At 69.4% G+C, this 25,626-nt stretch carries 22 protein-coding genes and 2 pseudogenes; 15 read left to right on the top strand and 9 right to left on the bottom strand.

Annotation, left to right across the window (positions count from 1 at the left end; translation table 11 throughout):
* Positions 1–24 precede the first annotated feature (24 nt).
* The gene (locus B5557_RS07730) at positions 25–1,275 is read right to left on the bottom strand and encodes an IS256 family transposase (protein ID WP_079658428.1); all 1,251 of its coding nucleotides are present in this window, start codon (positions 1,273–1,275) and stop codon (positions 25–27) included.
* A gap of 117 nt (positions 1,276–1,392) precedes the next feature.
* On the opposite strand from B5557_RS07730, the gene B5557_RS46165 reads away from it, so the two are divergent.
* Together B5557_RS46165 and B5557_RS07720 are read left to right on the top strand one after the other, a co-directional pair.
* Positions 1,393–2,022, top strand: coding sequence for a TniQ family protein (locus B5557_RS46165; RefSeq protein WP_443031338.1), 630 nt, complete (start codon positions 1,393–1,395; stop codon positions 2,020–2,022).
* Complete coding sequence (locus B5557_RS07720) at positions 2,006–2,749, top strand: IS110 family transposase (protein WP_197697292.1); 744 nt, start codon at positions 2,006–2,008, stop codon at positions 2,747–2,749. The genes B5557_RS46165 and B5557_RS07720 overlap by 17 nt, the downstream gene beginning before the upstream one ends.
* Here the strand turns inward: B5557_RS07720 and B5557_RS07715 are convergent.
* Positions 2,659–3,243, bottom strand: a complete 585-nt coding sequence (locus B5557_RS07715) for a TetR/AcrR family transcriptional regulator (protein WP_079658426.1) — start codon at positions 3,241–3,243, stop codon at positions 2,659–2,661. The two genes, B5557_RS07720 and B5557_RS07715, sit on opposite strands and share 91 nt — an antisense overlap.
* 291 nt (positions 3,244–3,534) lie before the next feature.
* Between B5557_RS07715 and B5557_RS07710 the strand changes: the two genes are divergently transcribed.
* From B5557_RS07710 to B5557_RS07685, 6 genes are all read left to right on the top strand, one after another.
* Positions 3,535–4,029 carry a (2Fe-2S)-binding protein gene (locus B5557_RS07710; RefSeq protein WP_079658425.1) on the top strand — a complete coding sequence of 165 codons (495 nt, stop codon included), beginning with the start codon at positions 3,535–3,537 and terminating at the stop codon, positions 4,027–4,029.
* Positions 4,026–5,024: an FAD binding domain-containing protein gene (locus B5557_RS07705; protein ID WP_079658424.1), complete on the top strand. Its 999-nt coding sequence runs from the start codon at positions 4,026–4,028 to the stop codon at positions 5,022–5,024. Before B5557_RS07710 ends, B5557_RS07705 begins: the two co-directional genes overlap by 4 nt.
* Positions 5,021–7,264 carry a xanthine dehydrogenase family protein molybdopterin-binding subunit gene (locus tag B5557_RS07700; RefSeq protein WP_079658423.1) on the top strand — a complete coding sequence of 748 codons (2,244 nt, stop codon included), beginning with the start codon at positions 5,021–5,023 and terminating at the stop codon, positions 7,262–7,264. The genes B5557_RS07705 and B5557_RS07700 overlap by 4 nt, the downstream gene beginning before the upstream one ends.
* A 37-nt stretch (positions 7,265–7,301) precedes the next feature.
* Positions 7,302–8,504, top strand: a complete 1,203-nt coding sequence (locus B5557_RS07695) for an XdhC family protein (protein ID WP_079658422.1) — start codon at positions 7,302–7,304, stop codon at positions 8,502–8,504.
* 186 nt (positions 8,505–8,690) lie between these two features.
* On the top strand, positions 8,691–9,989 hold the full coding sequence (locus B5557_RS07690) for an SNG1 family protein (RefSeq protein ID WP_079658421.1): 1,299 nt from the start codon (positions 8,691–8,693) through the stop codon (positions 9,987–9,989).
* Between the two features lie 246 nt (positions 9,990–10,235).
* Positions 10,236–10,793 carry a TetR/AcrR family transcriptional regulator gene (locus B5557_RS07685; protein ID WP_231976290.1) on the top strand — a complete coding sequence of 186 codons (558 nt, stop codon included), beginning with the start codon at positions 10,236–10,238 and terminating at the stop codon, positions 10,791–10,793.
* A 372-nt stretch (positions 10,794–11,165) separates the two neighbouring features.
* On the opposite strand, the gene B5557_RS07680 is transcribed toward B5557_RS07685, so the two are convergent.
* The 3 genes from B5557_RS07680 to B5557_RS07665 all read right to left on the bottom strand — a co-directional run bounded on the left by B5557_RS07680 (position 11,166) and on the right by B5557_RS07665 (position 13,946).
* Positions 11,166–11,939: a maleylpyruvate isomerase family mycothiol-dependent enzyme gene (locus B5557_RS07680; RefSeq protein WP_079658419.1), complete on the bottom strand. Its 774-nt coding sequence runs from the start codon at positions 11,937–11,939 to the stop codon at positions 11,166–11,168.
* Between the two features lie 462 nt (positions 11,940–12,401).
* The gene (locus B5557_RS07670) at positions 12,402–13,118 is read right to left on the bottom strand and encodes a flavin reductase family protein (protein ID WP_079658417.1); all 717 of its coding nucleotides are present in this window, start codon (positions 13,116–13,118) and stop codon (positions 12,402–12,404) included.
* Between the two features lie 39 nt (positions 13,119–13,157).
* Positions 13,158–13,946 carry an enoyl-CoA hydratase/isomerase family protein gene (locus B5557_RS07665; RefSeq protein ID WP_079658416.1) on the bottom strand — a complete coding sequence of 263 codons (789 nt, stop codon included), beginning with the start codon at positions 13,944–13,946 and terminating at the stop codon, positions 13,158–13,160.
* A 595-nt stretch (positions 13,947–14,541) separates the two neighbouring features.
* Between B5557_RS07665 and B5557_RS07660 the strand changes: the two genes are divergently transcribed.
* The 3 genes from B5557_RS07660 (at position 14,542) to B5557_RS07650 (ending at position 17,611) form a co-directional block, all read left to right on the top strand.
* The gene (locus B5557_RS07660) at positions 14,542–15,150 is read left to right on the top strand and encodes a CGNR zinc finger domain-containing protein (RefSeq protein ID WP_079664649.1); all 609 of its coding nucleotides are present in this window, start codon (positions 14,542–14,544) and stop codon (positions 15,148–15,150) included.
* A 428-nt stretch (positions 15,151–15,578) separates the two neighbouring features.
* Positions 15,579–15,815: a TetR/AcrR family transcriptional regulator gene (locus tag B5557_RS07655; RefSeq protein WP_079658415.1), complete on the top strand. Its 237-nt coding sequence runs from the start codon at positions 15,579–15,581 to the stop codon at positions 15,813–15,815.
* Between the two features lie 860 nt (positions 15,816–16,675).
* Positions 16,676–17,611 carry an alpha/beta fold hydrolase gene (locus tag B5557_RS07650; RefSeq protein WP_079658414.1) on the top strand — a complete coding sequence of 312 codons (936 nt, stop codon included), beginning with the start codon at positions 16,676–16,678 and terminating at the stop codon, positions 17,609–17,611.
* A gap of 220 nt (positions 17,612–17,831) precedes the next feature.
* Here the strand turns inward: B5557_RS07650 and B5557_RS07645 are convergent, their stop codons facing one another.
* A complete protein-coding gene (locus tag B5557_RS07645) occupies positions 17,832–18,449 on the bottom strand; it encodes a TetR/AcrR family transcriptional regulator (protein WP_079658413.1) in 618 nt (205 codons plus the stop codon).
* 159 nt (positions 18,450–18,608) lie between these two features.
* On the opposite strand from B5557_RS07645, the gene B5557_RS07640 reads away from it, so the two are divergent.
* The 4 genes from B5557_RS07640 to B5557_RS07625 all read left to right on the top strand — a co-directional run bounded on the left by B5557_RS07640 (position 18,609) and on the right by B5557_RS07625 (position 23,669).
* A complete protein-coding gene (locus tag B5557_RS07640) occupies positions 18,609–20,030 on the top strand; it encodes an aldehyde dehydrogenase family protein (RefSeq protein ID WP_231976289.1) in 1,422 nt (473 codons plus the stop codon).
* Positions 20,031–20,176: 146 nt separating this feature from the next.
* Positions 20,177–21,037, top strand: coding sequence for an SDR family NAD(P)-dependent oxidoreductase (locus B5557_RS07635; RefSeq protein ID WP_331716829.1), 861 nt, complete (start codon positions 20,177–20,179; stop codon positions 21,035–21,037).
* Positions 21,038–21,162: 125 nt separating this feature from the next.
* Positions 21,163–22,263 carry an NAD(P)-dependent alcohol dehydrogenase gene (locus B5557_RS07630; RefSeq protein ID WP_079658410.1) on the top strand — a complete coding sequence of 367 codons (1,101 nt, stop codon included), beginning with the start codon at positions 21,163–21,165 and terminating at the stop codon, positions 22,261–22,263.
* A gap of 134 nt (positions 22,264–22,397) precedes the next feature.
* A complete protein-coding gene (locus tag B5557_RS07625) occupies positions 22,398–23,669 on the top strand; it encodes an aldehyde dehydrogenase family protein (RefSeq protein ID WP_231976288.1) in 1,272 nt (423 codons plus the stop codon).
* A gap of 115 nt (positions 23,670–23,784) precedes the next feature.
* Here B5557_RS07625 and B5557_RS07620 read toward each other — a convergent pair.
* The 3 genes and pseudogenes from B5557_RS07620 to B5557_RS07615 all read right to left on the bottom strand — a co-directional run.
* Positions 23,785–24,170: pseudogene (locus B5557_RS07620) on the bottom strand (AMP-dependent synthetase); the annotation flags it as partial.
* A gap of 19 nt (positions 24,171–24,189) precedes the next feature.
* Positions 24,190–24,366, bottom strand: a pseudogene (locus B5557_RS46160) (histidine kinase); the annotation flags it as partial.
* Between the two features lie 188 nt (positions 24,367–24,554).
* A complete protein-coding gene (locus tag B5557_RS07615; RefSeq protein WP_079658408.1) occupies positions 24,555–25,616 on the bottom strand; it encodes a helix-turn-helix domain-containing protein in 1,062 nt (353 codons plus the stop codon).
* Positions 25,617–25,626 lie beyond the last annotated feature (10 nt).

Here is a 25,626-nt window from a genome sequence, read left to right as displayed (position 1 = left end):
GCCCCGGTCGGCGTCTTTGGTTCATCACGCCGCCGCCTTCGGCCGCTCGGCCAGGAGGCCGCGTTCGAAGCGGGCTCCGGCACGGACGAGTGCCACGAGGTGGGGCGCGTTGACCGCTCGCCAGCGCGCCTGGGCGGATTCGACGAGCTTGAAGACCATGGCAAGTGCGGCGGCCGCGCTGCCGGCGCCCTTGGTGACCTTGGTCCTCAGCCGCACTGTCGCGAAGGTCGATTCGATCGGATTCGTGGTGCGCAGGTGAACCCAGTGCTCGGCCGGGAAGTCGTAGAACGCCAGCAGCTCGTCAACGTCGTCGGTGATCTTCTTGACGGCCTTGGGCCACTTCGCGCCGTAGGTCTTCTCGAATGCGGCGACGGCTTTCACCGCATGGTCGCGGTCCTCGGCGTTGTAGATGTCCTGCAGCGCCTTTCGCGCGCTGGGCTGGGCCGACGTCGGGATCGCGTTGAGCACATTGGCCGTTTTATGAACCCAGCACCGCTGATGGCGGGCCTCGGGAAACACCTCTGCCAGGGCCTTCCAAAAGCCCAGTGCTCCGTCGCCGACCGCGAGGACCGGAGCGCGCATCCCGCGCCGTGCGCAGTCACGCAGCAGGTCGGCCCAGGACTCGGCGGACTCGCGGTAGCCGTCGGCCATCGCGATCAGCTCCTTCGTGCCGTCCGCGCGCACCCCCATGACGACCAGCACGCAGGACTTCGCCTCGGCCAGGCGGATCCGCAGGTGGATGCCGTCGGCCCACACGTACACGTAGTCCGTCGCCGACAGGTCACGCTCGCCGAATGCCGTGTGATCGGCCTGCCACTGCCCGGTCAGCCGGGTGACCGTGGCGGGCGAGAGGCCGGCGGAGGAGCCGAGGAACTGCTCCAGCGCGGGCACGAAGTCACCCGACGACAGGCCGTGCAGATAGAGCAGAGGGAGCACCTCGCTGATCTTCGGGGACTTGCGGGCCCAGGGCGGCAGGATCGCCGAGGAGAACCGCTTGCGCTCCCCGGTGGCCTCGTCGACGCGCTTGTCATTGACCCGCGGGGCCTTCACCTCGATCGCCTCGGCCGCGGTCGTGACCTTCCGCGGCTGGTGGAAGCCGTTGCGCACCACCAGACGCCGCCCGGACGCGTCCCGCTGATCAGCCAACTCGGCTATGTAGGTGTTGACTTCGGCTTCCAGCGCGGCGGCCAGCATCCGCCGTGCGCCCTCCCGGACGATCTCGTCGATCAGGGAGCCGTGTGGTGTCGTTCCGTCTTCGTTGACTACCGTGAGCACGGGCGTGCCTTCCCGACCGACGCGCCAACGTCGGCCTACTCGATGACCATCACAGGATCATTCGGGAAGGTACGCCCTTCACGCGCCAACCCGAGGCTGATCCACAAGTCTTGAGCATTGCTCGGTGCATGCTGCCACGGGAGATTAGCGCTGGTCACAGCTCCGCGAGCGGATGAAGCGTTCGCGTCGTGGGTGGATCGGATGGCGCGCGTGAACCGATGTCCGCCGGCTGAGGTCGCCGACCTGATGGGGCTGCACCTTCGAGGGGTTCATGCGAGTACCCGGCCCCCTGTGTTCGGAGTGCAGTGTGATGAGGCGGCCCGGCAGGCCGTGTACGCCACGACGGGTGTCCCGGGCAGCGCAGTGGACAAGATGCACCTGTCGGTTTTCGACGGTGGGCCGCTGAGTGTGCCGGCGGTGCCCTCCGCGAGCAAGGCGGATTGGCCGTCGGCGGCCCGGGAGTGGGTGGAGGTGTACGGCAGCCGGGCCTGGCCGTGCTGTCTACTGGCGTCGGGCGGGGTGTGGCGGCTGTGGTGGAAGCTGTCGTGTGCGGCGGTGCGCCCTGAGCATCAGGTGACGCTGCTGGATCGGTGTCCGGTATGCGGTTGGGGTACTGCGGCGGGGTGGAGCCCGGCCTCGGGCCGTGCCGGCACGGTGGGGCAGGCTTCCAACGTGCTGCGCGAATTCCGTTCACGGGAGGCCGTGTGCACAGTGGCTGTCTGCAGCTCGTGTGAGCCGGGCAGATGAGCGGACGGTTGACGCGCAGCGGCGATGGCTGGACACCGCGTACAAACGGGCCTTCGGGATCGAGGGCGCCGGCTCCTACGGCGCCACGTTGACGTCATTCCCGCGCAGGGCCGGCCACAAGGTGGTCGAGGCCGGACGCCCGGACCGGCGGCTGCGACGCATGAACGGAAAGTCCGACACCCTGGACGCCGAGAACGCTGCCCGCGCTGTGCTGGCCGGTTTCGCGACGGCCACGCCGAAGACCGCCGACGGCGAGGCCGAGATGATCCGCCAGCTCAAGATCGCCCATGACCAGGCCGTTGAACAGCGTGCGGCGGCGATGGTCACGATCAAGGCGATACTCGTCCACGCCTCGGACGCCCTGCGGCGGGAGACTGCAGGCAAGACACAGATCAGCCTGGCGCGGCAGCTGGCAGCTCTGCGTCCTCGCCGTCTGGAAGGACCCGAGGACGCCCTTCGGCACACCCTGCGGACGCTCGCCGAGCGGTGGCAGTACCTGGACGCCGAGGCCAAGGAGCTGACGATGATGATCGGCGACCTGGTCCAACGGGTCGCCCCGCAACTGCTCGAGCCACGATCGTCCGGTCGGCGGCGGAGGGCAAGACCAGAGGAGACGGGGGCCGTAGACCCGACGGTTCAGCCGTGGGGTCCCATGCCGCGCAGGAAGGTGTCGACGACGAGCGTGGCCAGTGCGTCCGCGTTCTGCCGGACCTGGTCCGGGTCGTGATCCGCGCCGCCTCCGTGCTGGGCCTCGTCGACGAGGGCGTAGTAGGCCCGCCGCGCCCACAGGAGGTCCGCGTCCGGGGCGAGGAGCCCCTCGCGCTGGGCACGGGCGAAGAACTCGAGGGCGCCGGCGTTGATCTCGGACCAGATCTCCGCCGTGAGAGGGGTTTCGGCGAGGGGGTGGCCGAGGGTGAACCGCCAGACGCTCTTGATCCGCAGTACGTTCGCCGTGACGCGGTGCAGTGCCACGAGCGGTGGGGCGGTGTCCATGTGGGCGTCTTCCACGCACTCCATGAGCTGCCGCTTCGCCGAGGCGCCGAGGGCCTCGATGAGGGCCTGGCGGTTGGCGAACCGCCGGTGCACCGTCGTTCGGGCCACGCCCGCCTGCTCGGCGATCTGCTCCATGGAGGCGCTGGGGTCTTCTGCCAGGACCTGCTCGGCCGCCTCCAGGATCGCGCGCACAGTGCGCGCGGCATCGGCCCGCAGGGGTCGGCCCATGACCTATCCACTCCCGTTGTTGATTCGTGATGCACCGAAGACCATACGCCTGACCTGCGGATTTGTACTGATTTGCATCAATGCTGTTGCATGGGAATGTAAAGTTGCGACAAGGGTGATGCGAGTAATCGGTCTAACTGCTACGTTCCTGTTTTAGATCATGGACCTCCTCTCATGATTCGGCTCCCCGGCCGACGGTTTCCGAAGTCCGCGGAGCGGAGTCCCTCTGGTCCTGGCCTACGTGCCTGATGGCCCCCCTCAAGAGAACGAGCCCTCGGGCGAACCGGAGGAATGACCACGGTGGAGATCGAACTGCGGATCAATGGGTCCGCCCAGAAGCTGGACGTCGCGCCGCAGGTGAGCCTGCTCGACGCGCTGCGCGAGTACCTGGGGTTGACCGGTACCAAGAAGGGCTGCGACCAGGGCGCGTGCGGCGCCTGCACGGTGCTGGCCGACGGTCGGCGGATCAACGCGTGCCTCGCGCTGGCGGTGCAGTACCAGGGCCGGGAGATCACCACTATCGAAGGGGTCGACCACCCGCTGCAGGAGGCGTTCGTCCGCACCGACGGATTCCAGTGCGGCTACTGCACGCCGGGCCAGATCTGCTCGGCGATCGGGATGCTCGCCGAGCACAAGGAAGGCGCGCCCAGCGCGGCGACCGAGCACCTCGCCGACACCGGCGGGGAGCTGGACGAGGCGGAGATCAGGGAGCGGATGAGCGGCAACCTGTGCCGCTGCGGCGCCTACAACGGCATCGTCGCGGCGATCAAGGAGGTCGCGAAGTGAAGTCGTTCTCCTACCTCAGCGCCCCGGACACGGCCACGGCGCTGCGCACGATCGCCGACTCTGATGACGTCAAGTTCCTCGCGGGCGGGACGAACCTCGTCGACCTGATGCGGGAGGGCATCGAACACCCGGCGACGCTCGTGGACATCACACGCCTGCCCCTGACCGGGATCGAGGAACTCCCCGACGGCACCCTTCGCGTCGGCGCACTGGTGACCAACAGCCGGCTCGCGGCGGACCCGCTGATCAGGACCCGTTATCCAGTGCTGGCGCAGGCGATCCTGCTGGGGGCGTCCGCTCAGCTGCGGAACATGGCGACCGTGGGAGGGAACCTGCTGCAGCGCACCCGCTGCATGTACTTCTACGACGAGAACTCGGCGTGCAACAAACGTGCGCCCGGCAGCGGTTGTGACGCGATCGGCGGGTTCTCCCGGGGCAGCGCGGTGCTGGGGGCGAGCGAGCACTGCATAGCGACGCATCCCTCGGACATGGCGGTGGCGCTGGTGATGCTCGACGCGGTCGTCGAGGTCGAGAGCGTGCGCGGCATCCGGCGTATCCCGGTCGCCGACTTCCACACGCTGCCCGGCGACACTCCCCACATCGAGACGGTGCTGGCCGCCGACGAGCTGATCACAGCGATCGAGCTGCCGCCAGTGGCGATCGCGGCGCACTCGCGCTACCGCAAGGTCCGCGATCGCGCGTCCTACGCCTTCGCCCTTGTCTCCGTCGCCGCCGCAATCAAGGTCGCCGACGACGGCCGTATCGCCGAGGTCCGCCTCGCGCTCGGCGGCGTCGCGACCAAGCCGTGGCGGGCGCGCATAGCGGAAGAGCTGCTGCTCGGCGCCGAAGCCACCGACGAGAGCTTCGCCCGCGCCGCCGCCGCCGAACTCGCCCCAGCCCTGCCTCAGTCCGGCAACGCCTTCAAGATCGACCTGGCCCAGCGGACGGTCGTGGCCGTGCTGCGGAAACTCAACGCCGAGCGGAGCGCATCGTGACCACACACACCAGGACAGGCTCCGAGTCCGGCCTGGACGCTTCCGTGCCCGTCGGGGGCGCGGTCGGACGGCCGGTGGACCGCCGGGACGGCCACGCGAAGGTGACCGGGGCGGTGCGGTTCTCCGCCGAGCACCACTACCCGAACCTCACGTACGCGACGCTGGTTCACGCCACCGTCGCGCGGGGCACGATCACCGGCATCGACACGACCGCGGCGGCCGCGGTGCCCGGCGTCGTCGCGGTCCTCACCCACATCAACGCACCGAGGATCCGCTCGGTACGCAACCACAACATCGTGCGGGACCTGGGACCGAGCGTGTCGGGGACCAGCCTCGACTACCTCAACACGGATCAGGTCTTCTGGGACGGCCAGCCGATCGCTGTCGTGGTCGCCAAGACCTCGGCCGCGGCGAACGAGGCCGCCCCGCTCGTCGAAGTGACCTACGACCTGTTGCCCGCGCGGGTGGACTTCGTCGCCGAGCAGACGAACGCCACCCCGGCGAAGGGCGACCTCACCTTCGCCGGCCACACGAAAAAGGGTGACGCCGATAAGGCGCTGGCCGCCGCGGAAGTTTCGGTCGACCTGCGCTACACCACGCCCGGCCTGCAGCACAACACGATCGAGCCGCACGCGACGGTCGCCGTCTGGGACGGTGACCACCTCACCGTGCACGACACCACGCAGGCCATGGACCAAAGCCGCCGCTACCTGGCCTGGCGGTTCGGTGTGCCGGCGTCGAATGTCCGCGTCCATGCCGAGTTCGTGGGGGGCGGCTTCGGTGGCAAGTTCGCCGTCTGGCCCGGCACGGTCATCGCGGCGATGGCGGCCAAGGCTGTCGGGCGGCCGGTGCGTCTGGCGCTGAGTCGCAGGGCCGTCAGCCGTGCCACCGGTGGGCGTACCGCCTCGACCAACCGGATCGCGCTCGGTGCGGCCCGCGACGGCCGGCTCACCTCGCTGATCCAGGACAGCGTCACCCGCACCGGCTCGGCCGGGGGCCTGCTCGAGGCGACCAGCTCGCCGGCCCGGCACCTCTACGGCGCCGAGAACATGGTCACCCGGCAGAACCTCGTCGCCATGGATCTGATGCCCAACACCTGGCTGCGCGCCCCGGGGGAGGCGATCGGCAGCTTCGTGCTGGAATCGGCGATGGACGAACTCGCCTACGAGCTGTCCATGGATCCGATCGCCCTGCGGCTGCGCAACGAGCCGGCAAAGGATCCGACGGGTGGCAGGAGGTTCTCCCAGCGGATGCAGCGTGAAGCCTTCGAGAGAGGCGCCGAACGCTTCGGTTGGGCGGACCGCAACCCCGAACCCCGCTCCATGCGGGATGGCGAGTGGCTCGTCGGGATGGGCACGGCCACCGCCTACCACCCGACCCTGCGCCTGGTCGCCGACGTCAAGGTTCGGCTGAGCGACGACGGCAGCGCGCTCGTGCAGTGCGCTTTCCACGAGATGGGCATGGGCTCCGCGACCGTACAGGCACAGATCGCCGCGGACGCGCTCGGCATCGCGTACGAGAAGGTCCAAGTCGAGTACGGCGATTCGGCCCTGCCGTCCGGGCCGATGGCCGGCAACTCGAACCAGACTGCGACGGTGGCCACCAGCGTCCTCGCCGCGTGCGCCGAGCTGACCCGGAAGGTGAGTGCCCTGGCCCGGCGTACGGGGACGACCGGTCAGGAACCGGCGGCCGCCCTGCGTGCGACGGGGCGCCCGTTCCTCGAGGCCTCGGTCGGGTCGGCCACACGGTTGGGCGCGCTGGGCAGTCAGGGCCGGTTCCTGTCCAACTTCCTGAAGGACCAGCGCTGGTCCAAGGCCGCCCGCGGCGCGCAGTTCTGTGAGGTGCGGGTGAACGCCGACACCGGGGAACTGCGGATCTCGCGCTGGCTCGGCATGTTCGACGTCGGCCGCGTCATCAACCCCAAGACCGCGGCCAGTCAGCTCCGCGGGGCCGTGGTCATGGGCATCGGCATGGCGCTGTCGGAGCAGAGCCTGATCGATCCCCGCAACGGGCGCACCATGAGCGCCGGGCTCGACTCCTACTACGTGCCCGTGCACGCCGACATCCCCCCGATCGACGTCGACTGGCTCGACGAACCGGACAAGACGATGCCCCTGGGCATCATCGGCCTGGGCGAGGTCGGCATGACCGGCGTGGCGGCCGCGATCGCGAACGCCGTCTATCACGCGACCGGCAAGCGGATACGGGACCTGCCTATCACGCTGGACAAGCTGCTGTGACGACGGTCCGATCTGCGCAGGCAAGAGAGTAGCTCCCATGCTGGACATCGCTGACGAGCTGAGCCGGTGGCTCGAGGAAGGCCGGGACTTCGCCGTCGCCACCGTCGTGGGGGTCAGCGGCAGCGCTCCGCGAGGGCCTGGCGCCGCGCTCGCCGTCGACGCCGACGGCATGGCCATCGGCTCGGTCTCCGGCGGCTGTGTCGAAGGCGCGGTCTACGACCTGTGCACCCAGGCGCTCAAGGACGGCCAGGCGGTGCACGAGCGGTTCGGCTACAGCGACGAGGACGCCTTCGCCGTCGGCCTGACCTGCGGTGGTGTCCTCGACATCCTGGTCACGCCCGTACCCGTCGACGCGCCCGGCCAGAAGGCGTTCCAGACGGCGCTGTCGGCCGCCACCCGGGGCGAGGCGGCGGCGCTGGCCCGCGTGATCCGCGGCCCGGCAGAGCTTCTCGGACGGGCGCTGACGGTCCGTGAGGACGGATCCTATGACGGCGGACTCGGCGGACGTCCCGACCTGGACCGCGCCGTCGTCGACGAAGCCTGCTCCCTGTTGCAAGCCGGCCGCACCGGCACCTTCGACATCGGGCAGGACGGAACCCACTGCGATCCCGACCTGACCGTGTTCGTCGAATCAAGCGTGCCGCCGCCCCGCATGCTGGTCTTCGGCGCCATCGACTTCGCCGCGGCCCTGGTACGCGTGGGCAAGTTCCTCGGCTACCACGTCACGGTGTGCGACGCCCGGCCCGTCTTCGCCACCCGGACGCGCTTTCCCGAGGCCGACGACATCGTGGTCGACTGGCCGCACCGCTACCTCCACCGCACCCTGACCGACGAGCGCACCGTGGTGTGCGTCCTCACCCACGACGCCAAGTTCGACGTGCCTCTGCTGGAGACGGCCCTGCGACTGCCCGCCGCCTACATCGGCGCGATGGGCTCCCGCCGCACCCACGAGGACCGCGACCGCAGACTCCGCGAAGTCGGCCTGACCGAAGCCGAACTGACCCGCTTGCACTCACCCATCGGCCTCGACCTCGGCGCCCGCACACCCGAGGAGACCGCCCTGTCCATCGCCGCCGAGATCGTCGCCGCCCGCCACGGCGGAACAGGCATGCCCCTGAGCGACTCACACACACCGATCCACCACGCTACTGACGTCCGCCGGCCGACGGTGATCGGCGCGGGTGGCCGCGTGACGCGACCGCGAGCCGAGCCCTCCCGGGGACTGCGGAGGTCGATTTGAATAACGAAAATGATCGGTTTACTATTGATGGGAAACCGGTCGGTTTCCCTTTGGGGGGCGGCCGAGACCGTGATCCACGGTTGCCTTCGTGTGCCGAAGGGTTGTGAGTCTGCAGGTTCCCGGTCCGGCGATGGTGCCGTCCGGTCTTCTCCCGATGTAGCTGTGCTGTCCAGGCCGGAGTAAGTCATGAACGGAATTCATCCCTTCCGCGTGCTGCGCGCGAAACCCCTGTGGATCGCCAGCGGTGTGATCACCGGCGTTCTCGCGCTGCTGTTCGCCGTGCTGTACGTCGGCGCCAACATCGACCCGGCCGGCCACATGAAGAACCTGCCCGTCGGCCTGGTGAACGCCGACAAGGGAGCCGCGGTCGGTGGCAAGCAGGTGAACCTGGGAGCACAGATCACCGACTCGATCAAGAAGTCCACGGCGGGAGGGGGCAAGGTCGACTGGAAGGTGATGGACGAGCGGGAGGTGAAGGAGGAACTCGGCAAGGGCAAGCTGTACGGTGCGCTTGTCGTGCCCGCTGACTTCACGTCCTCGGTCGCCTCCCTGACCGGCACCGCGGCCGCCGAAACCCCGGTCCGCCCGGCGCTGACGGTGCTGACGAACCAGTCCGCCGGCAGCCTGGGCTCCAGTCTGGCGAGGGTCGCGACGACGCAGGCCGCCGAGAACGCCTCGCTCCACATCGGCAAGGAACTGACCGCCCAGATCGGACCCGCGCAGGAGAAGCTGCCCGCCGCGGCCCGCGTCCTGCTCGCCGATCCGGCCGCCGTCACGGTGAAGGACGGCCATCCCCTCGACTCGCACAGCGGCCTGGGCCTCACCGCGTTCTACTACGCGCTCGCCCTCGTGGTCGTCGGCATGCTCTCCGCCAACGTCATCAGCGGCCAGGTGGACCACACCCTCGGCTACACCCACAACGACCTGGGTCCGCTGCGCCTGCACCGCCCGCTGATCCGGGCGACCCGTGTGCAGACCCTCGCCATCAGCAGCACCCTCATGGCGGCCCTGTCCCTGCTGATGGGCACCCTGGTCATGGTCGGGGCGGTCGGCATCATGGGCATGGACGCCTCCCACCTGCCGCTGTTGTGGCTGTACTCGGTGTGCGCCGTCGCGGTCTCCGGGATCGGCGCGCTCACCCTCCTCGCGGTGTTCGGCACCCCCGGCATGCTGGTGGCCACGCTGGTCTTCATCGGCATGGCGGTGCCAACGGCCAACGCCACCACGCCGATCCAGGCGCTGCCCGGCTTCTACCGCTTCCTCGCCGAGTTCGAGCCCCTGCGGCAGATCGCCGGCGGCATCCGCGCGATCCTCTACTACGGCGCGCAGGGCGACGCGGGCCTGACCCGGGGCTGGGTCATGATGGCCGTCGGCCTCGTGGCGGCCGCACTGTTCGGGTTCGGCGTGCTGGGGTGGTACGACCGCAAGGGGCTGCACCGCATCCCTGCCGAGACGGACCCCGAGAAGAACGCCACCCCTGTGTAGCGGAATTCCTTCCGCGTCCCCCAGGGCGGGGCCGTGTGCGGAGTGGCCCCGTGTGTGTCGCCCCCGTGGGGACGAGGGGCGTGCACACCATCAGGGCTCGGCGACGGTCTTTCTCCCCCGAGACCGTCGCCGAGCCTCTGAGCGGACTTCAGTGCCTGGACGACGCCGGTCGGCTCCCCGCATCGCTGAAAACCGATCGGTTTCAATTCGTCGGATTCGAGTTATCCTCACGACAGGACCACCGAAGTGAAGCCATCTTCCAGAGAGCGCCTGCTGGAGGCGGCGGCCGCGCTCACCTACCAGGACGGCGTCAATATCGGCGTCGACGCGCTATGCAAGGCGGCGGGCGTGTCGAAGCGCTCCATGTACCAGTTGTTCCACAGCAAGGACGACCTGCTGGCAGCAAGCCTGGAGGAGCGCACTGCCCCCTTCGTGGCCACTCTCCTGCCCCCGGCGGACGACGGCCGCTCCCCCCGCGAGCGGATCCTGCACGTCTTCGAGCAACTGGAGTCGCATGCGGGCGCGCCCGCCTTCCGAGGCTGCCGGTACCTGGCTGTGCAGATCGAGCTCAAGGACCAGAATCACCCCGCGAGCCAGGTGGCACACCGGATCAAGGCGAAACTGACCGCCTTCTTCCGCACCGAGGCCGAGCGCGGTGGCGCGAGCGACCCCGATCTGCTGGCCTGGCAGCTGATCCTGGTCTTCGACGGCGCCAGCGCCCGTGCGGGGATCGGAGCCGACACCATGACGGGACTCATCGCACCCACGGTGGTCACCCTGCTGGATGCGGCAGGCGCGCGCTGACGCCGCGTCCTTCCGGAAGCAACCTGGCCTCCTGGCTCCGCGCCCGGGGGAGGCCGATGGCGGTGAGCGTGCTACCGAGCATGCCGCAGGCAAAGAGACGTGCCGTCCGGTCGGCATCGGCACCCAGCGCCAGATGCACGCTTCCCAGATCCTCATCCAGCCCGCCCGGACGACCTCGCCGATCAGGTCGTCGCCCTGCGCCCCGGCGGCCGCCACGACGGCGTATCCCTGCATCTGCATGAGAAGCGTTTCGGGGTGCGTCGAAATCAGCCGCGGTCAAGCGTTCGCCATTGCTCGAAGGGCTGGCGGGCTCCCGGCCTCATGTGGGAGGCGATGGTCAAAGAGGCCGTCCGCGCCAGTCCGCTCGCTCGTCTATGGCGCTGTGAAGAGCATCGGGAAGCGCAGGCCCAGCCACGGTTTGCGGCCCCAGACGACGACCTTGGCGCGGGCCATGGCGGTGGGGGCGGTCCAGCGGCCCAGGGCGAGGAGGAGGAAGGCGATGGGGTCGATGGCGATCGTGCAGTCGGGCCGCCGGGGCGGGGTGTCGGTGACCGTGGGCACGCCGTCCGCGAAGGTCACGGCGAAGCGGTCGCGGGCGATCCGCAACAGATAGCACGCGTGGTGGCCGACTGCGCCGGCGTTCACAGCACGCGGCATGGCCAACCGCATGAACGGCAGCGTGAAGGCGACTACTTCCCGGTTGACCATGTGGGGCCCGCGCAGCGCGACCGCGATGTCGTATCCGTGCCCGAGCAAGTGCGTGAGCAGGTACGAGCCCAGGGTCGCCACGTCCATCGGCCCCATCGGCGTCAGCACCGCCTCCCGCGGGCTGCGGCCGGCCGCGGTCGCAACGAAGGCTCGGGCGGTATTCGCGATCTCCGCGCCGAGGACCGCCGGATCCCGCTGCGGAAAGACGGCCAGAGCCGCACGGTTGGCCGCCGCGAGGCCGCTCGGCGTCCCATCGCCGTACGGGCGGTCCTCTCCCGCCCCGATGTCCGCCATCAGCTTCCCCGCCAGCGCGAGATGAGCCGCCGCCTCCCCCACCGTCCACTCGGCGCCCGGCAGCGGCGTGTGCGGGTCGGCCCCCGCCTGCAGCAGCTCCGCGATCCGGTCGGCAGTGGCGACAATGGCATCCTCGGGTGTCATGAACGCGATCGTGTCGGCGCTCGGACCTCCTGTCCAGTGCCTTGCCGGCCCCGCTCTGCGCCTGTACACAGCTTCCTGGGCGCGAAGGGCGCCTTGGCCGATGCGATCATGCGGGAGTTCGGTCACGCTGCCCCTGGCGACCAGCTTGGTTCTCGACGTCCCAGGAGCCCTTGGGCGGCGAGTCGGAGGGAGAGAAACGGGAGCCCGCCTCCAGCCCGACTGTGCGGTCGCCCTGCTCGGTGAGCCGAAGGGCGGGGGCGGAACCGCCGCAGCCGAACCGCGATGATCACGGCGGCATCGTGGGTGGAAGCGTCGTTCTGCGCCTCCTGATTCGGGAGGAGTTCATCCGCGACACGTGCTTCCTCATGGAGGCCGGGTGATGTCCGGCGGAGTCGCCACGAGACGTCGGTCAATCGGCGAACCGGTCCCCGCAGGCAGGGTCACCGCGTCCCACCCTCACTGTCAGTCGAGCGTGGTGGTGGACCCGGACGGCGACCAGTGGGGCGTGTCGATCGGCGAGTAGTACGTGTCCTTCTGGTCCAGGCGCTCCATCCGGCGTTCGGAGCGCTCCTTGATCACCTCGGGGTCGAGCGGCGTCTCGAACGCGTTGTTCACGAGGGTGTATTCGGCGGCGAGTCGTCCCACCGGAGCGATGGCACCGAAGTCGATCCGGCCGCCCACGTAGAGGTCATCTCGGATGTAGAAGCGCACCACATTGCCCCAGACGGCGTTGTTGAGTCCGTCGGGCGACGAGAAGATGTGCTCGACGGTGCACTCGAACGCGATGGGCGCCCCCTTGATACGGGGCGGGCGAACGGCCTCGGACGGCACCTTCTCCAGCCCGACCGCGTCGAACTCGTCGACGTCGGGCTCGAACTCGAAGGCGCTGCGGTTCAGCCCGTCGATCTGCGGCAGGGTGGCCATGTTGGTGACGAACTCGCCGGTGTCCCGGATGTTGACGAAGCTGTCCTTGAGCGTGGCACCGTCCGAACGCGGCTGGAACGACAGCGAGATCCGGGGCGGCTTGCGCCCGACGACCGTGAAGAAGGAGATGGGAGCCAGGTTGCCCACACCTTCGGTGGACAGGGTGCTCACCCAGGCGATGGGGCGAGGGATGACGCTGCCGATGAGCAGCTTGTAGGCGGACTTCGCGTCCAGGTCGGCGGAATCGATGATCATGTGGTGTCCTCTGGCTGGCGGCTAGTGGGGGAGAGGGGATCAGCGGCCCTTGAAGGGCAGGACGGGCCGGGGGCGGCCCTCCTTGAGGGCCTTGGCGGCGGAGGCCAGGCCGTCCTTGACGTCCTCGGTCTCGAAGAGAGGGACGGCCAGGTCGAACAGCTGCTGGTCGGCGGCGGGGATGCCGCCGGTGGCCCAGGCGCGCAGCAACGCCTTGTGCGCGACGTGCGCCCGGGTGGGGCCCTGGGCGATCTTTTGGGCGAAGGCCTCGGCTTCGGTGCGGAGTTCGTCGTCGGGGACGACGCGGTTGATGACCCCGGCCTCGGCCATGACCGTGGCGGGTACCTGCTCGGAGGTCAGTGCCCATTCGAAGGCGCGGGCCCGACCGGCCCGTTCGGCCACGCGGTGGATCCCGCCGAGGAGGGTGACGATGCCGAGCGACTGCTCGGGATGGCCGAAGCGGGCGCTCTCGGCGGCGAGGATGATGTCGGCCCGCAGCGCGAGTTCGAAGCCGCCGCCGTAGCACAGCCCCTGGACCGCGGCCACGACCGGGATCGGGAGCTGCTCGAACCGGTTGATCACGGACAGAGCGAGGTCGAAGTCGGCCCGCAGGCTCGTGCGGTCGGCGTCGACCCAGGGCCGGAAGTCGCCACCGTAACTGAAGTCGGGTCCCTCGGCCCGCAGTACGACGGCGCGGGCCTGGCTGCGCGTGAGGGCGTCGACGATCTCGCTGAGCTCCTGGGTGAACTCGGGCGCGAAGCGGTTCTGCGGAGGATTGTCGAGGACGATCGTGGCGACATCGCCATCTATGGAATGGGTGAGAACGGGCATGACATTTCCTTGGCTCTCGACAGCAGGGGCGGGCTCGCGGCCCATCGGGTGAGGCGGTCGCAGAACCGGTTGGGGGCGGATTGTGTGACGGCGGGGAACTGCGTGCTGCGCGGGGCGAACTGGCCTCCGCCGCTGATGAGTGTCAGCCGGCCGGGTTTCAGGACCTGTCCGCGGCGCGGCTGCGCGAGCCCGTCAGCGGTACCAGGTCAAGAACGCGACGCGGGGTGCGGCGATCGTGCCGAGCCCCTCCAAGCGCGTGGCTGCTCCGTCGACGACGGTAGTGCGGGGGCAGGAGGGAGGCGTGATGGCACGACGGGGCCGACACGTTCCACGGTGATGCTGGGGTCATCGGCGGCGCGACAGCGGTGCCGCCACGTTTCTCCCGCTCCGGAGCGCCAAGGGCTTCCTGGGCGCTGTGGAGGCTGACGAGCTCATGAGCGACACCCTTCGTGTGGCTGCGTTGCCGATCCAACTGAAAGGACTGTATGCCGTTAGCCCATTTCATTTCAAGGTGGCAGGGGGTGTCGTACCCTGAGGCAGTGGCCACATGGCCACGGTCATGTCGGCCATGACGACGAGCGAAGGGGGCAGGGCCATGGCGTGGTCCGCATCCACGCGGTACGAAGTCGAGCCCGCTCCTCTCGGGCTGGCGCTGGTGCACGACCTGCTCAACACCATCTCCGCCGGCCGTCCCCGGGCAGCAGATCTTCTGGACGACCTCGCCGACGCGCAGGCATGGGCCGACCAGGCGCTGGAGGGCTGGGCCCAGGAGACGGCGCAGGCCGCCGCGCAGGTGCGGCTCACCGAGAACGATCTCGAAGAACTCCGTGGCCTGCGTGCCGAGTTGAGGCGGCTTCTCGCCGCACCGGACGGCGACGGCCCACGCGGCGACGACGCTGAGGTGGCGCCCGCCGTTCACGTCGCGGCGGCGGCCTTGCGGATGGACCGCAGCGGGCGGGTCGTCCTGGAGCCGCGCGGACAAGGCTGGCGGTATGTGGCCGCCCTGGTGCTCCTCGAGATGTTCCAGGCCCAGCAGGCGGACACCTGGCGCCGGCTCAAGATCTGCCGCAACGCCCGTTGCACGACGGCCTTCTTCGACCGCTCCCGCAACAACAGCGGCGTGTGGCACTCCACCAAGACCTGCGGCAACCCGGAAAACCTGCGAGCCCACCGGGCGCGTCAGCGCGTGCGGACCGCCGGGTAGGGGGCCTTCATCGAGGCAGCGGTGCCATGGACAGGATCTGTGATCTGCCCGTGTCCCGCTAGCGGTTCCGCGGAGGCGATCCCGCCAGGGCGTCAAGGATCATGACCCCTCACACATCACCGTGACCTGCGCGAGGATCAGGGTGGTGGACGGCTCGCGGTGGCGGGCCGCAGGGCATCGGCGGTGGGCCGTCCGTCGAAGAGAAACGCGGCTGCCGCGCCCGGGCGCGGCAGAACCCACCGAAGGCTCGTCTGCGGGCGGCCGGCGGCAGCCTCGCAGTCTTCGTACGCGTGACAGGGGCGCCCGACGCCAGGCGCCCCTGTCCTTCGGTGCGCGGGATCAGGACGAGACACCGTCCCTTTCCAGCAGGTCCTTCAAGTGGGAGGCGAGAAGGGAGACCGCGGCGCGGTTGAGCGGTACAGCAGGAAGTGAAGACGGTCGCAGTCGACCTCTTCCTCGCGAACGGGTATGAATCCACCACCGTGGACCAGATCGCCATGGCGGCCGGCCTGTCACCACGCAACCTCTTCCGTTACTTCGCGAACAAAGAAGCCGTGGTGACCTACGTGCTCGACGAAACCGGCACCGACATCGCCGACGCACTGGCGGCGCGCCCCCCGAGGAAGAACCCTGGTACGCGTTGCGCCGCGCATTCGACGAAGTGATCGAGAAGGTCATCGCCCAGTCGCTCGTCCCACGACTCGCGAAAACGCCGCCCGGCGAGGAGCATCGGCTGCGCGCGGGAGCGCTCGCCGCCGCCGGCGTAGCCGCTTCGCGTATGCCCGTCGGGAGTGGGTCGCCTGCGATGGCAAGCGCTCCGTGGCGGAGCTCCTCGACCTCGCCATGGATGCCGTTCTTCCGCTGTCCGGTCCGTAGCACCTCCGGCGGCCGCCCGGCCTGACACACCGCAACCGCACGGCTCGCGGCACGGCGAGGTCGAACAGGTGCTGGTCAGCGGTTGCGATGCCGCCGGCGGCCCGGGCGCAGCAACGCGTTGTGCACGGCGTGCGCCCGGCGTGGCCTGCGGAGATCTTCCGGGCTGAGGGCTCGGCTTGGGTCCGCAAGGCCCCGTCCGGGGTCACGTGGTCGACTCGATGGTCTCCGCCTCGGCCATGACGAAGACAGTGACCTGTTCCCGACTGCCCGGTCCGGACGTGCAGGCCCGCGACGGGCGATCCAGGTGATGGCCGGCGGTGCAGCGTGTGCGTCGGTCAACTCGAAGGCGCCGACCTCGTCGACGGTGCCCAGCGAGATGTGGATGCCACCGTCGTGACAAGGCCCCCTTCGTGTCCAGTCCAGCGGGAGTCGTCCGACGGTGGAATGCCCGCTGAAACAACTGTGATCTATTTGCTCATCTCAAGAGCTACTTGAGCAACATAATCAAAGTGCCTATGCTCATTGCATCCAGTGCAGATCTTCGAGCACGGGGCAGCCGCTTTTTCGGCTGGAGCAGGACATGCAACCCACTACTCGGTCCGGGCCCGCGGGACCGCGCCGCCGCTAGGGCGGCTTGGAGGTCGAACGCATGACACAGGTGACCCAGCGACCGCCGTTTGCCGAGGGCTCCTCGACCGGCACGTCCCACGCGGCCGATCGTGTCCGTCATCGGACGGTTCAGGCCGGCAGGCTGGAGGTTCCGATCCTTGAGGCTGGCAGCGGGCCACTCGTTCTGTGCCTCCACGGGTTTCCCGACCACGCAGCCAGCTGGGCAGGACTTCTCGACCGCCTTGCACAGGAAGGGTATTGGGCGGTAGCACCCGCACAGCGCGGATACTGGCCCGGTGGCGCGGCACCCGACGGCTCCTATCGTGCGTCCGCGACCGGCCAGGACGTCCTTACCCTGATCGAAGCGCTCGGGCGTGAGCAGGCGGACCTCATCGGTCACGACCTCGGCGCCCGGGCGGCGTACGCGGCAGCCGGCCTCGACGCGACGCGTGTCCGCAAGCTTGTCGGCATGTCGGTTCCCTACGGCCCTCAACTGCGCACTGCATGGGTCACCGACGGCGACCAGCAGCGACGCAGCTGGTACATGTTCTTCTTCCAGACGGCCATGGCGGAGGCGGCCGTCGAGTTCGACGACTTCGCCTTCATCGACCGGCTCTGGCGGGAATGGTCGCCCGGCTACGAGCTGCCGGACGCGGAGCGGGTCGCGCTCAAGGAGACCCTCCGTGCGCCAGGAGTCCTGACCGAGACCCTGGGTTATTACCGCCAGTTGTTCACGCCTCCCGGCGACGCGGGGACCCAGGCTGCGGAAGCCCGGGCGAGCGGTGCCATCACCGTCCCGTCCCTCTACCTCCACGGGGCCGACGACAACTGCATGGCCGTGGAGTTGAGCGACGGCATGGAAGCCGTGTTCACGAGCGGCTTCGAACGCGTCGTGGTGCCCGGCGCAGGGCACTTCCTGCACCTCGAGCAGCCCAAGACCGTCGCCGAGCACATCCTGGGCTTCCTGAACAGCTGACCCCCGCCGCCGGCCGGTCAGGGCACTGTGGGCAGCGACGAGGTCCTTTGCCCCTCCGACGCCCGACGCCCGACGCTCCGAGGTACGCGGCGCAGTCGGACACCGATCTCGGTGGCCCGGGGCCGTCTTCCGGAAGACGGTCCGCCGCCGGCGGCGTCGCTGCGCGAAAGGCGACCCGGTGAACGTGCCCTTCTCGGGCGCGTTCGGGGGCCGCCTTCGCTCAGGCGTGCTCTTTGTGCCCGACGGCGCGCAGGAGAAAGGGCAGGAGGCGGTCGGCGGTCTCCGCCGCGGTTGCCGCGTCCACCTGGTCCGGCGGCAACGGGGTGAGGAAGAACCTGCTGACCATGGGACCGAGGACCAGGTCGCCGAGCAGGTCGGCATGCTCCACCGGCGGGATCTCGCCCCGCTCCGCCGCACGCTTCGTGATCTCCTCCATGCGCCGGCGCATGGGCAGCACGAACGTGTTCGTGAGGGCCTCGGCCAGCGGGGTGTTGTGCCGGGCCTCCCCGATCAATGTCTGCAACACCCCTCCTTCCTTCCCGGTCAGGGAAGCCGCCTTGTCCCGGAGCAGGGCGCGGAGGTCGCCTTCGAGTGTGCCGGTGTCGGTGTGTGTCGTGAGTTCCTGGGCGTAGGCGGCGGCAGCGTCGACGACCATGACCTCTTTGGACGGCCAGCGGCGGTAGAGAGTGGCGGTGGAGACTCCGGCACGGGACGCGACGGCGGCGGTGGTGAGCGTGCGGTAGCCGCTCTCGGTCAGGACGGCCATGGTCGCCTCCAGCAGCGCACGGTCGCGGGAGGCATCGCGGGGGCGTCCCCGGCGTGCCTGAGCCTCGGTCATCGGACGGCTCCCGAAGAGATCCGGCGGGGCGTATGGGCGGCGGGGCGCACTGGTCGGGCGGGCTGCCATACGGAACGTTGAGTAAGGGTGCGGTAGGTCACACGACAAGTATACAAGCATACGAAACGAAATGCTTTCGTTTCGTATATGCTCCTCGGTATGAACACCAACGCACCCACCGGCGGTCAGCCGGACATTGCCGTTACGGCGGCCTCTGCGGCGGCGACCGTCACGCGACTGCGGGCCACGTTCAACACCGGCCGCACCAAGCCCGTCGCCTGGCGGAAGCAGCAGCTGCAGGCGTTGAGGCGTCTGCTGACGGAGCATGAGGACGTGTTCGTCCAAGCGCTGCAGACCGACCTCGGCAAGAGCGCGACCGAGTCGCGCATGACGGAGATCGGCTTCCTGGTCAGGGAGATCGACCACACCCTGCGTCATCTCGACCGGTGGCTGCGTCCGAAGAGAGCCTCCGTGCCCCTGTCGCTCATGCCGTCCCGCGCCTGGACCGTGCGTGAGCCGCTGGGTGTGGTGCTGGTCATCGCGCCCTGGAACTACCCGCTCAATCTGGCGCTCGCGCCGGTCATCGGTGCCCTGGCCGCCGGCAACGCCGTCGTCCTCAAGCCCAGCGAGGTCGCCCCCGCGACCTCGGCCGTGCTCGCCCACTGGCTGCCCCGGGTCCTGGACCCGCAGGCCGTGGCTGTCGTCGAGGGCGGCGTGCCGGAGACGACCGCCCTGCTGGAACAGCGCTTCGACCACATCTTCTACACCGGCAACGGCGCGGTCGGGCGCATCGTGATGACCGCCGCGGCCCGTCATCTCACCCCGGTCACCCTGGAGCTGGGCGGCAAGAGCCCCGCCGTCGTCGAACCCGGCACCGACCTCGCGACGGCCGCCCGCCGCATCGCCCTGGGCAAGTTCATGAACGCGGGCCAGACCTGCGTCGCACCCGACTACGTGCTGGCGATAGGTGAGGCAGGCGCCGAGATAGAGGCGCACCTGACGCAGGCGGTCCGAGAGATGTACGGCACCGATCCGGCTCGCAGCAACGACTACGGCCGTATCGTCAACGAGCGCCACTTCGATCGGCTGACCGTCCTGCTGAACGACGGCCGGACCGTCGTCGGCGGCGACCACGACCGCGACGCCCGCTACATCGCCCCGACCGTGCTGGCCGACGTCGACCCCGACTCCCCGGTGATGCGCGACGAGATCTTCGGCCCCATCCTGCCCGTCGTGCGCGTCCCCAACCTGGACGCTGCCATCGCCTTCGTCACCGGAAGGGACAAGCCGCTGGCCCTGTACGCCTTCACCGCGTCCAAGCGCTCCAAGCGGCGCCTGACCGCGGAGACGTCCTCCGGTGGCCTGGCCTTCGGCCTCTCGCTCCTCCAGCTCGGCGCGCTCGACCTGCCCTTCGGTGGCGTCGGTGAGAGCGGCATGGGTCGCTACCACGGCTCGTACTCCCTGGACACCTTCAGTCACCTCAAGTCCGTCCTCGACAAGCCGCTCAAGCCGGACACGCTGGGCGTGGCCACCCCGCCCTACACCCGCGGCAAGGACCGCATCCTGCGACGCATCACGTGAGCCGGATCGGCCACGAGCAAGCGGGCGCGGCGCGTGATCACCGCCCCCGCAACCAGGAACGACCAGCCTGAACGTCACGACCATCGCCGAGGCGGGCCTCCGGGCCCGTCCTGGCACCGGATGACGGTCGCCGACCGTCGCAAGGATTGAAAGGAGCAGGGGAAGAGGCACGCGAGGGCGCCGCCTCCCCGACCGCCATGAACAAGATCGACTACCGCACCCAGACCACCTTGATCACCGGGGCGAGCGCCGGACTCGGCGCGGAGTTCGCCCGCCTGCTCGCCGAGCGCGGCTCGGACCTCGTGCTGGTCGCCCGCCGCGCGGACCGGCTGGAGGCCCTGGCCGACGAGCTGTCCGCGAAGTACCAGGTCACCGTCACGGCGGTGCCCTTCGACCTCACCGTGCCGGCCGCCGGCGAAGCACTGGCCAAGGAGGTGGCCCGGCGCGGGATCACCGTCACCAGCCTCGTCAACAACGCCGGCTTCGGCACCCACGCCCCCTTCCGCCAGGAAGACGCGGAACGCGTCCAGCAGGAGATCGGTCTGAACGTGGCCAGCCTGGTCGACGTCACCAAGGCGTTCATCGACCAGCTGACCGGTTTCCTCGTCAACGTCGCCAGCTCCCTCGGGTACCAGCCGTGGCCGAACGCCGCCGTCTACGGGGCGACCAAGGCCTTCGTGCTGAGCTTCACCGAGGCGCTGTGGCAGGAATCGCGAGGGACCGGCCTGCGCGTGCTCGCCCTCTCTCCGGGCCCGACCCGCACCGAGTTCTTCGACGCGCTCGGCTCCGACGACATGGCCCGCGGTGTCCGGTTGCAGACCCCGCGCCAGGTGGTCACCACCGCACTGCGCACGCTGGACCGGCGCAACCCTCCGCCCAGCGTCGTCTCCGGCACATTCAACTGGGTGACCACCCTGACCTCGCGCTTCACCACCCGCCGAGCCAACGTTCTGGCCTTCGGTGCGCTGACCAAGTGGCAGATGCGCTCGAGTGGGCCCGGCCACTGACACGCCCGAGCTTCGCGACGGCACAAGGCCGTGCGAACACGGTGCCCACCCACCCCCCTGCCCATGGCTGCCGTGCCCGTCACCGAGCCGCTCTGTATGGGAATCATGCACAGAAAGAGACCGTCATGAAGGTGAAGGCCGCCATCGCGACCGCCAAGGAACAGCCGCTCGTCATCCAGGAGGTCGAGATCGACGAGCCTCGCCCTGACGAGGTGCAGGTTCGCCTGGTCGCCACCGGTGTCTGTCACACCGACGCGATCGTGCGCGACCAGTGGTACCCCACGCCGCTTCCGGCGGTACTCGGCCACGAGGGCGCGGGCATCGTGGAGAAGGTCGGCTCCGCGGTCACCGGCATCACGCCCGGCGACCGCGTCGTGCTCAGCTTCGCCAGCTGCGGTGCGTGCGCCAGCTGCAACGCCGGCCACCCGGCCTACTGCACCGACTTCGCCATGCGCAACTTCGGTGGCGCTCGCCCGGACCGCAGCACGGCCTTCCGTGCCGAGGACGGCTCCGCCGTCTCCTCCCACTTCTTCGGACAGTCCTCCTTCGCCGGCGTGACGAACGTCGCCGAGCGGAGCGTGGTGAAGGTCTCCGAGACCGCCCCGCTCGACATCCTCGGCCCGCTCGGCTGTGGCGTCCTGACCGGCGCGGGCGCCGTGCTCAACGTGCTCAAGCCGAAGCCCGGCTCGAGCTTCGTGCTCTTCGGCACGGGCGCGGTCGGCCTCTCCGGCCTGCTCGCGGCAGTGACCGCAGGCACCACGACCATGATCGCCGTCGACATCGTCGACAGCCGCCTCGAGTTCGCCAAGAGCGTCGGCGCCACACACACGATCAACAGCAGGAACGAGGACCCGGTCGCCCGCATCAAGGAGATCACCGGCGGCGGCGCGGACTACGCGCTGGACGCGACGGGCAACAAGGTCGTCTTCCGCCAGATGATCGACTCGATGGGCCTGCTCGGCCACGCCGCGATCGTGGGCTTGGCAAAGCCCGGTACCGAGTCGCCCGTCGACATCGGCAGCTCGATGCTCACCGGCGCCGGCGTGACCTTCGTCCTTGAGGGCGACGCCGTGCCTCAGGTGCTGATTCCGCAGCTGATCGCTCTCTACGAGGCCGGCAGGTTCCCGTTCGACAGACTCATCAGGCACTACGACTTCGAGGACATCAACCAGGCCTTCGAGGACAGCGAGAGCGGGGTCACGCTCAAGCCGGTGGTCACTTTTTGAGCACCCGGCACGGGAGAGAACGGCACCCTTTCCGTTGCGGAAACCGGGCGGTTTACAGTGGCACTGCCCCGGGATTGTTGAACGATCCTCCTGTCGCCCGACGCGTAGTGCGCCTGGACCACGAAGGGACCGATGTGAGCAGGAACGAGATGAGCGTGCCCCGCTCCGTCCAGGAGGCGGTGCACGCCTGCGCGGTCCGGGCGACGCAGGGCTCGGCGGCCTTGGCCCGGGCGTCGGACGAGGAGATCGACACCGCCCTGCGGGCCATGGCGGAGCGACTGCACACGGCGCGCGACCTGCTGACAGCGGCGAATCAGGCCGACCTGCGAGCGGCCGCATCGAGCGGGATGTCGGCCGCACTGCAGGATCGCCTCCGGCTGACCGGCCCGCGGCTCGAGGACATGGCCGCGGCGTTGCGCACGCTGGCGGACGTGCCGCACGAGCCGCGGGACAGCGTCCTCGAGGAGCGTCCCGACGGCCTGGTCCTCCTGGAGCGCCGCCGCCCGGTGGGGGTCATCGGCGCGAACTTCGAGGCGCGACCGAATGTGACGCTCGACGTCGCCTCCCAGTTCCTCAAGTCCCGCAACGGCGGCGTGCTGCGCACCGGTTCGGCGGCCCTGCGCTCCTCCCAGGCCCTGGTCACCCACGTGATCACGCCCGCTCTCACCGACGCGGGACTGAACCCGGACGCCATTCAGCTGGTGCCGAGCGAGGACCGAGCAGCGGCATACGCGCTGGTGTCGTTGCCTGACACCATCCCCCTGGTCATCCTGCGCGGCAGCGGCGACAGCACCCGGGAACTCGGCCGCGAGGCCGCCCGCCACGGTGTGCGCACGCTGGCCCACGCGGACGGCGGCGCAGTGCTCTACGTGGCCCCAGACGCCGACGAGAAGCTGGTGCACGAGCTGGTCACCAGCGGCCTGGACCGGCTGGGCGTCTGCAACCGGCTCAATCTGCTTCTCCTCGACCGGGCCGTCCACGACAAGCTGCTGCCGGGCATTCTCCAGACCCTCGAAGACCTGGGCATCGCCGCATCGCTGCCGCCGCACACCCACCCGCGCGGCTACGAGTGGTCACTGGACTCCGAGCGTGCGGCAACGGTGACGATCGACGAGGCGGACGGCCCGGTCCAAGCCGCACGGATCGCGAATGAGGAGACCTCCGGGCTGGCCGCCGCCATCGCCACCCACGACCCGGACACCGCAGACCGGTTCATGGACGCCTACGGTGGCTCAGGCGTCTTCTGGAACTCCACCACACGCCTCCTCGACGGCTTCAAGCTCCTGCGCCTGCCGGAAACCGGCATCAACATCGACCGCGTCCCCGGCCCCCGCGGCCCCGTCACCTACCGCGACCTGTACCTGCGCCAGTACATGGTTCGACCCGCGGCGTTCCCGCACAGGTGAGCCGATGCCGCATCGATACGCGGTCACCCTTCATCGCCCAGACGCCGAACCTTGATCCCAGATCACCGACATGGACGATTGTGTCCCAGGCACGAACCCGTCGGCTGAGAGGACCTGGACCGCGAGCGGGGCTCCGTAGCGCTTCGGCGCGATCGGCGCCGAGCACCTCGATCAGGACGCTTTCCAGCTCGAACAGGGAGATCCGGTAGTCGCTGGCTTTGAACACATCGTCGGCGCGGCCCACATACGTGACGTAGCCGTCGGCGTCCCGGGAGGCGACGTCGCCGGTGCGGTAGAAGTCGTCGCGCATGGCGTCGGCGGTGCGCTCCTCGTTGCCGTGAGCGGCCGGCCCATCGAACCGGGCTTGAGTGGCTGGCCCGGAGTGTTGCCGATCTGGGCGGCGGTCTCGGTCTGCCCGAAGCCGTCGCGGATGGTGAGACCTCAGGCCTGGTGGACCACCTGGTCGATACCTTCGGGGTTGAGGGGCTCCCCGGCACCGAGGCCCGGCACCGACCAGCTCGCGCAGGGTGCTGCCGGCCAGGGACAGTTGATGCTCGATCACGGACAGCCGCCCGGACACGTGCGGTGTCGCGCGCGCCTCGGTCTGGAGCTGGCGCAGAGAGGACCCGATGCCGAACAGCATCGCGCCCACACTGTCGTGTAGGGACTCGGCGATGCGCCGCCGCTCCTGGGCCACCGAGCGCGGTCCGCCTGGGCAGCCAGGGCTTCCCACGACGGCTCTGCGGCCACCATCGCGAGGCGTACGTCACAACGCCACCTCCAGACGGAGAGGGCGCCTGCTCCCGACAACCGTTCAGACCTTCCAGCCAGGCGTGTCAACGGACCCGATCGCCCTTCGACGTGTGATGAGGACGTGGCCAGCCTCTACCTGTTCACCTCAATCAACATGTTCGAGCGCGGGCTCGCCGCATCTGAATGCGTTCTGCGGTAGGTGGCAGGGTTGGTCCCGAAGCGGGACTTGAACGCCCGGGAGAAGTGGGAAGCGTCCTTGAACCCGACGCGCAGCGCGATGCTGCTGATGCTCTGAGCGTCGTATCCGGCCCCCGACAGCATGGCGCGGGCGCGGTCGAGCCTCAGGGCATAGAGCCATGCGCGCGGTGTGGTGTCGGCCTCGCGGAACAGCTCGTGCAGATAACGCAGTGAAAAGCCCAGGTCGTGGCTGGCGGCCAGCAGCGTGAGGCCGGGGTCGTGGAGCCGGTCCGCGAGGTGGGCCTTGGCCCGGCGAAGATCACGTCGGTGAACGGCCGCACCCGACTTCCCGGAGACGTCCGAGCCGAGAGCGTCACACGCGGTGGCCAGGAGATCGAGAAGGTTCCTCATGAAGGATGCGGTGGTCGCCTCGCCAAGGTCATGACCTTGTTCGGCCAGGGCGCGCAGGACAGGGCTGACGAAGGCGCCCGTGCCGCCCGTGGTCCGGAACGGTACGGCGGTGACGTGCTCGGCGACGGCGCAGCGGGAGGTGAGCATCGCGCGGGGTATCTGAAGGACCACCGAGCGGAACGGGCGGTCGAAGCGGAACACATAGGGGTGGGCGCTGTCCACGAGAGCGAAGTCGCCGGGACCCATCTCGGCGGCGTGGTCGCCTTGCCGGAGCCTGGCCGATCCCTCGGTGAGCAGCGTCAGGAAGAAGTCCTCTCCTGCCGCCCTCCTGACCAGGTCAGGCGTACGAGCGGCCTCATGCGGATCCGCCCGCATGGTGCTGACCAGCAGCCCGCCCGTCACCCGGGCGACAGCGGACGCAGCGAAGCCGTGCTTACCTGGGACGGGAGCCGAGCCGGGCAGTGCGGCCGCACGCATGGCGACGAACGCCGTGCGGGTCACCTCGCTCCAGTAGTCCCACGGGTCATGGTCCAGGCCGAACGTGGTGAAACGCCTTTCGGCTTCATAGCTGCGCTGTGGTGCCGAAAACGGCGCGCTCCCAGTCATGTCATGGATT

Origin of the sequence: Streptomyces sp. 3214.6 (genome assembly GCF_900129855.1) — a bacterium.
In the GTDB taxonomy this organism is placed as follows: domain Bacteria; phylum Actinomycetota; class Actinomycetes; order Streptomycetales; family Streptomycetaceae; genus Streptomyces; species Streptomyces soliscabiei.
This window is presented reverse-complemented; position numbering and strand designations above follow the sequence as displayed.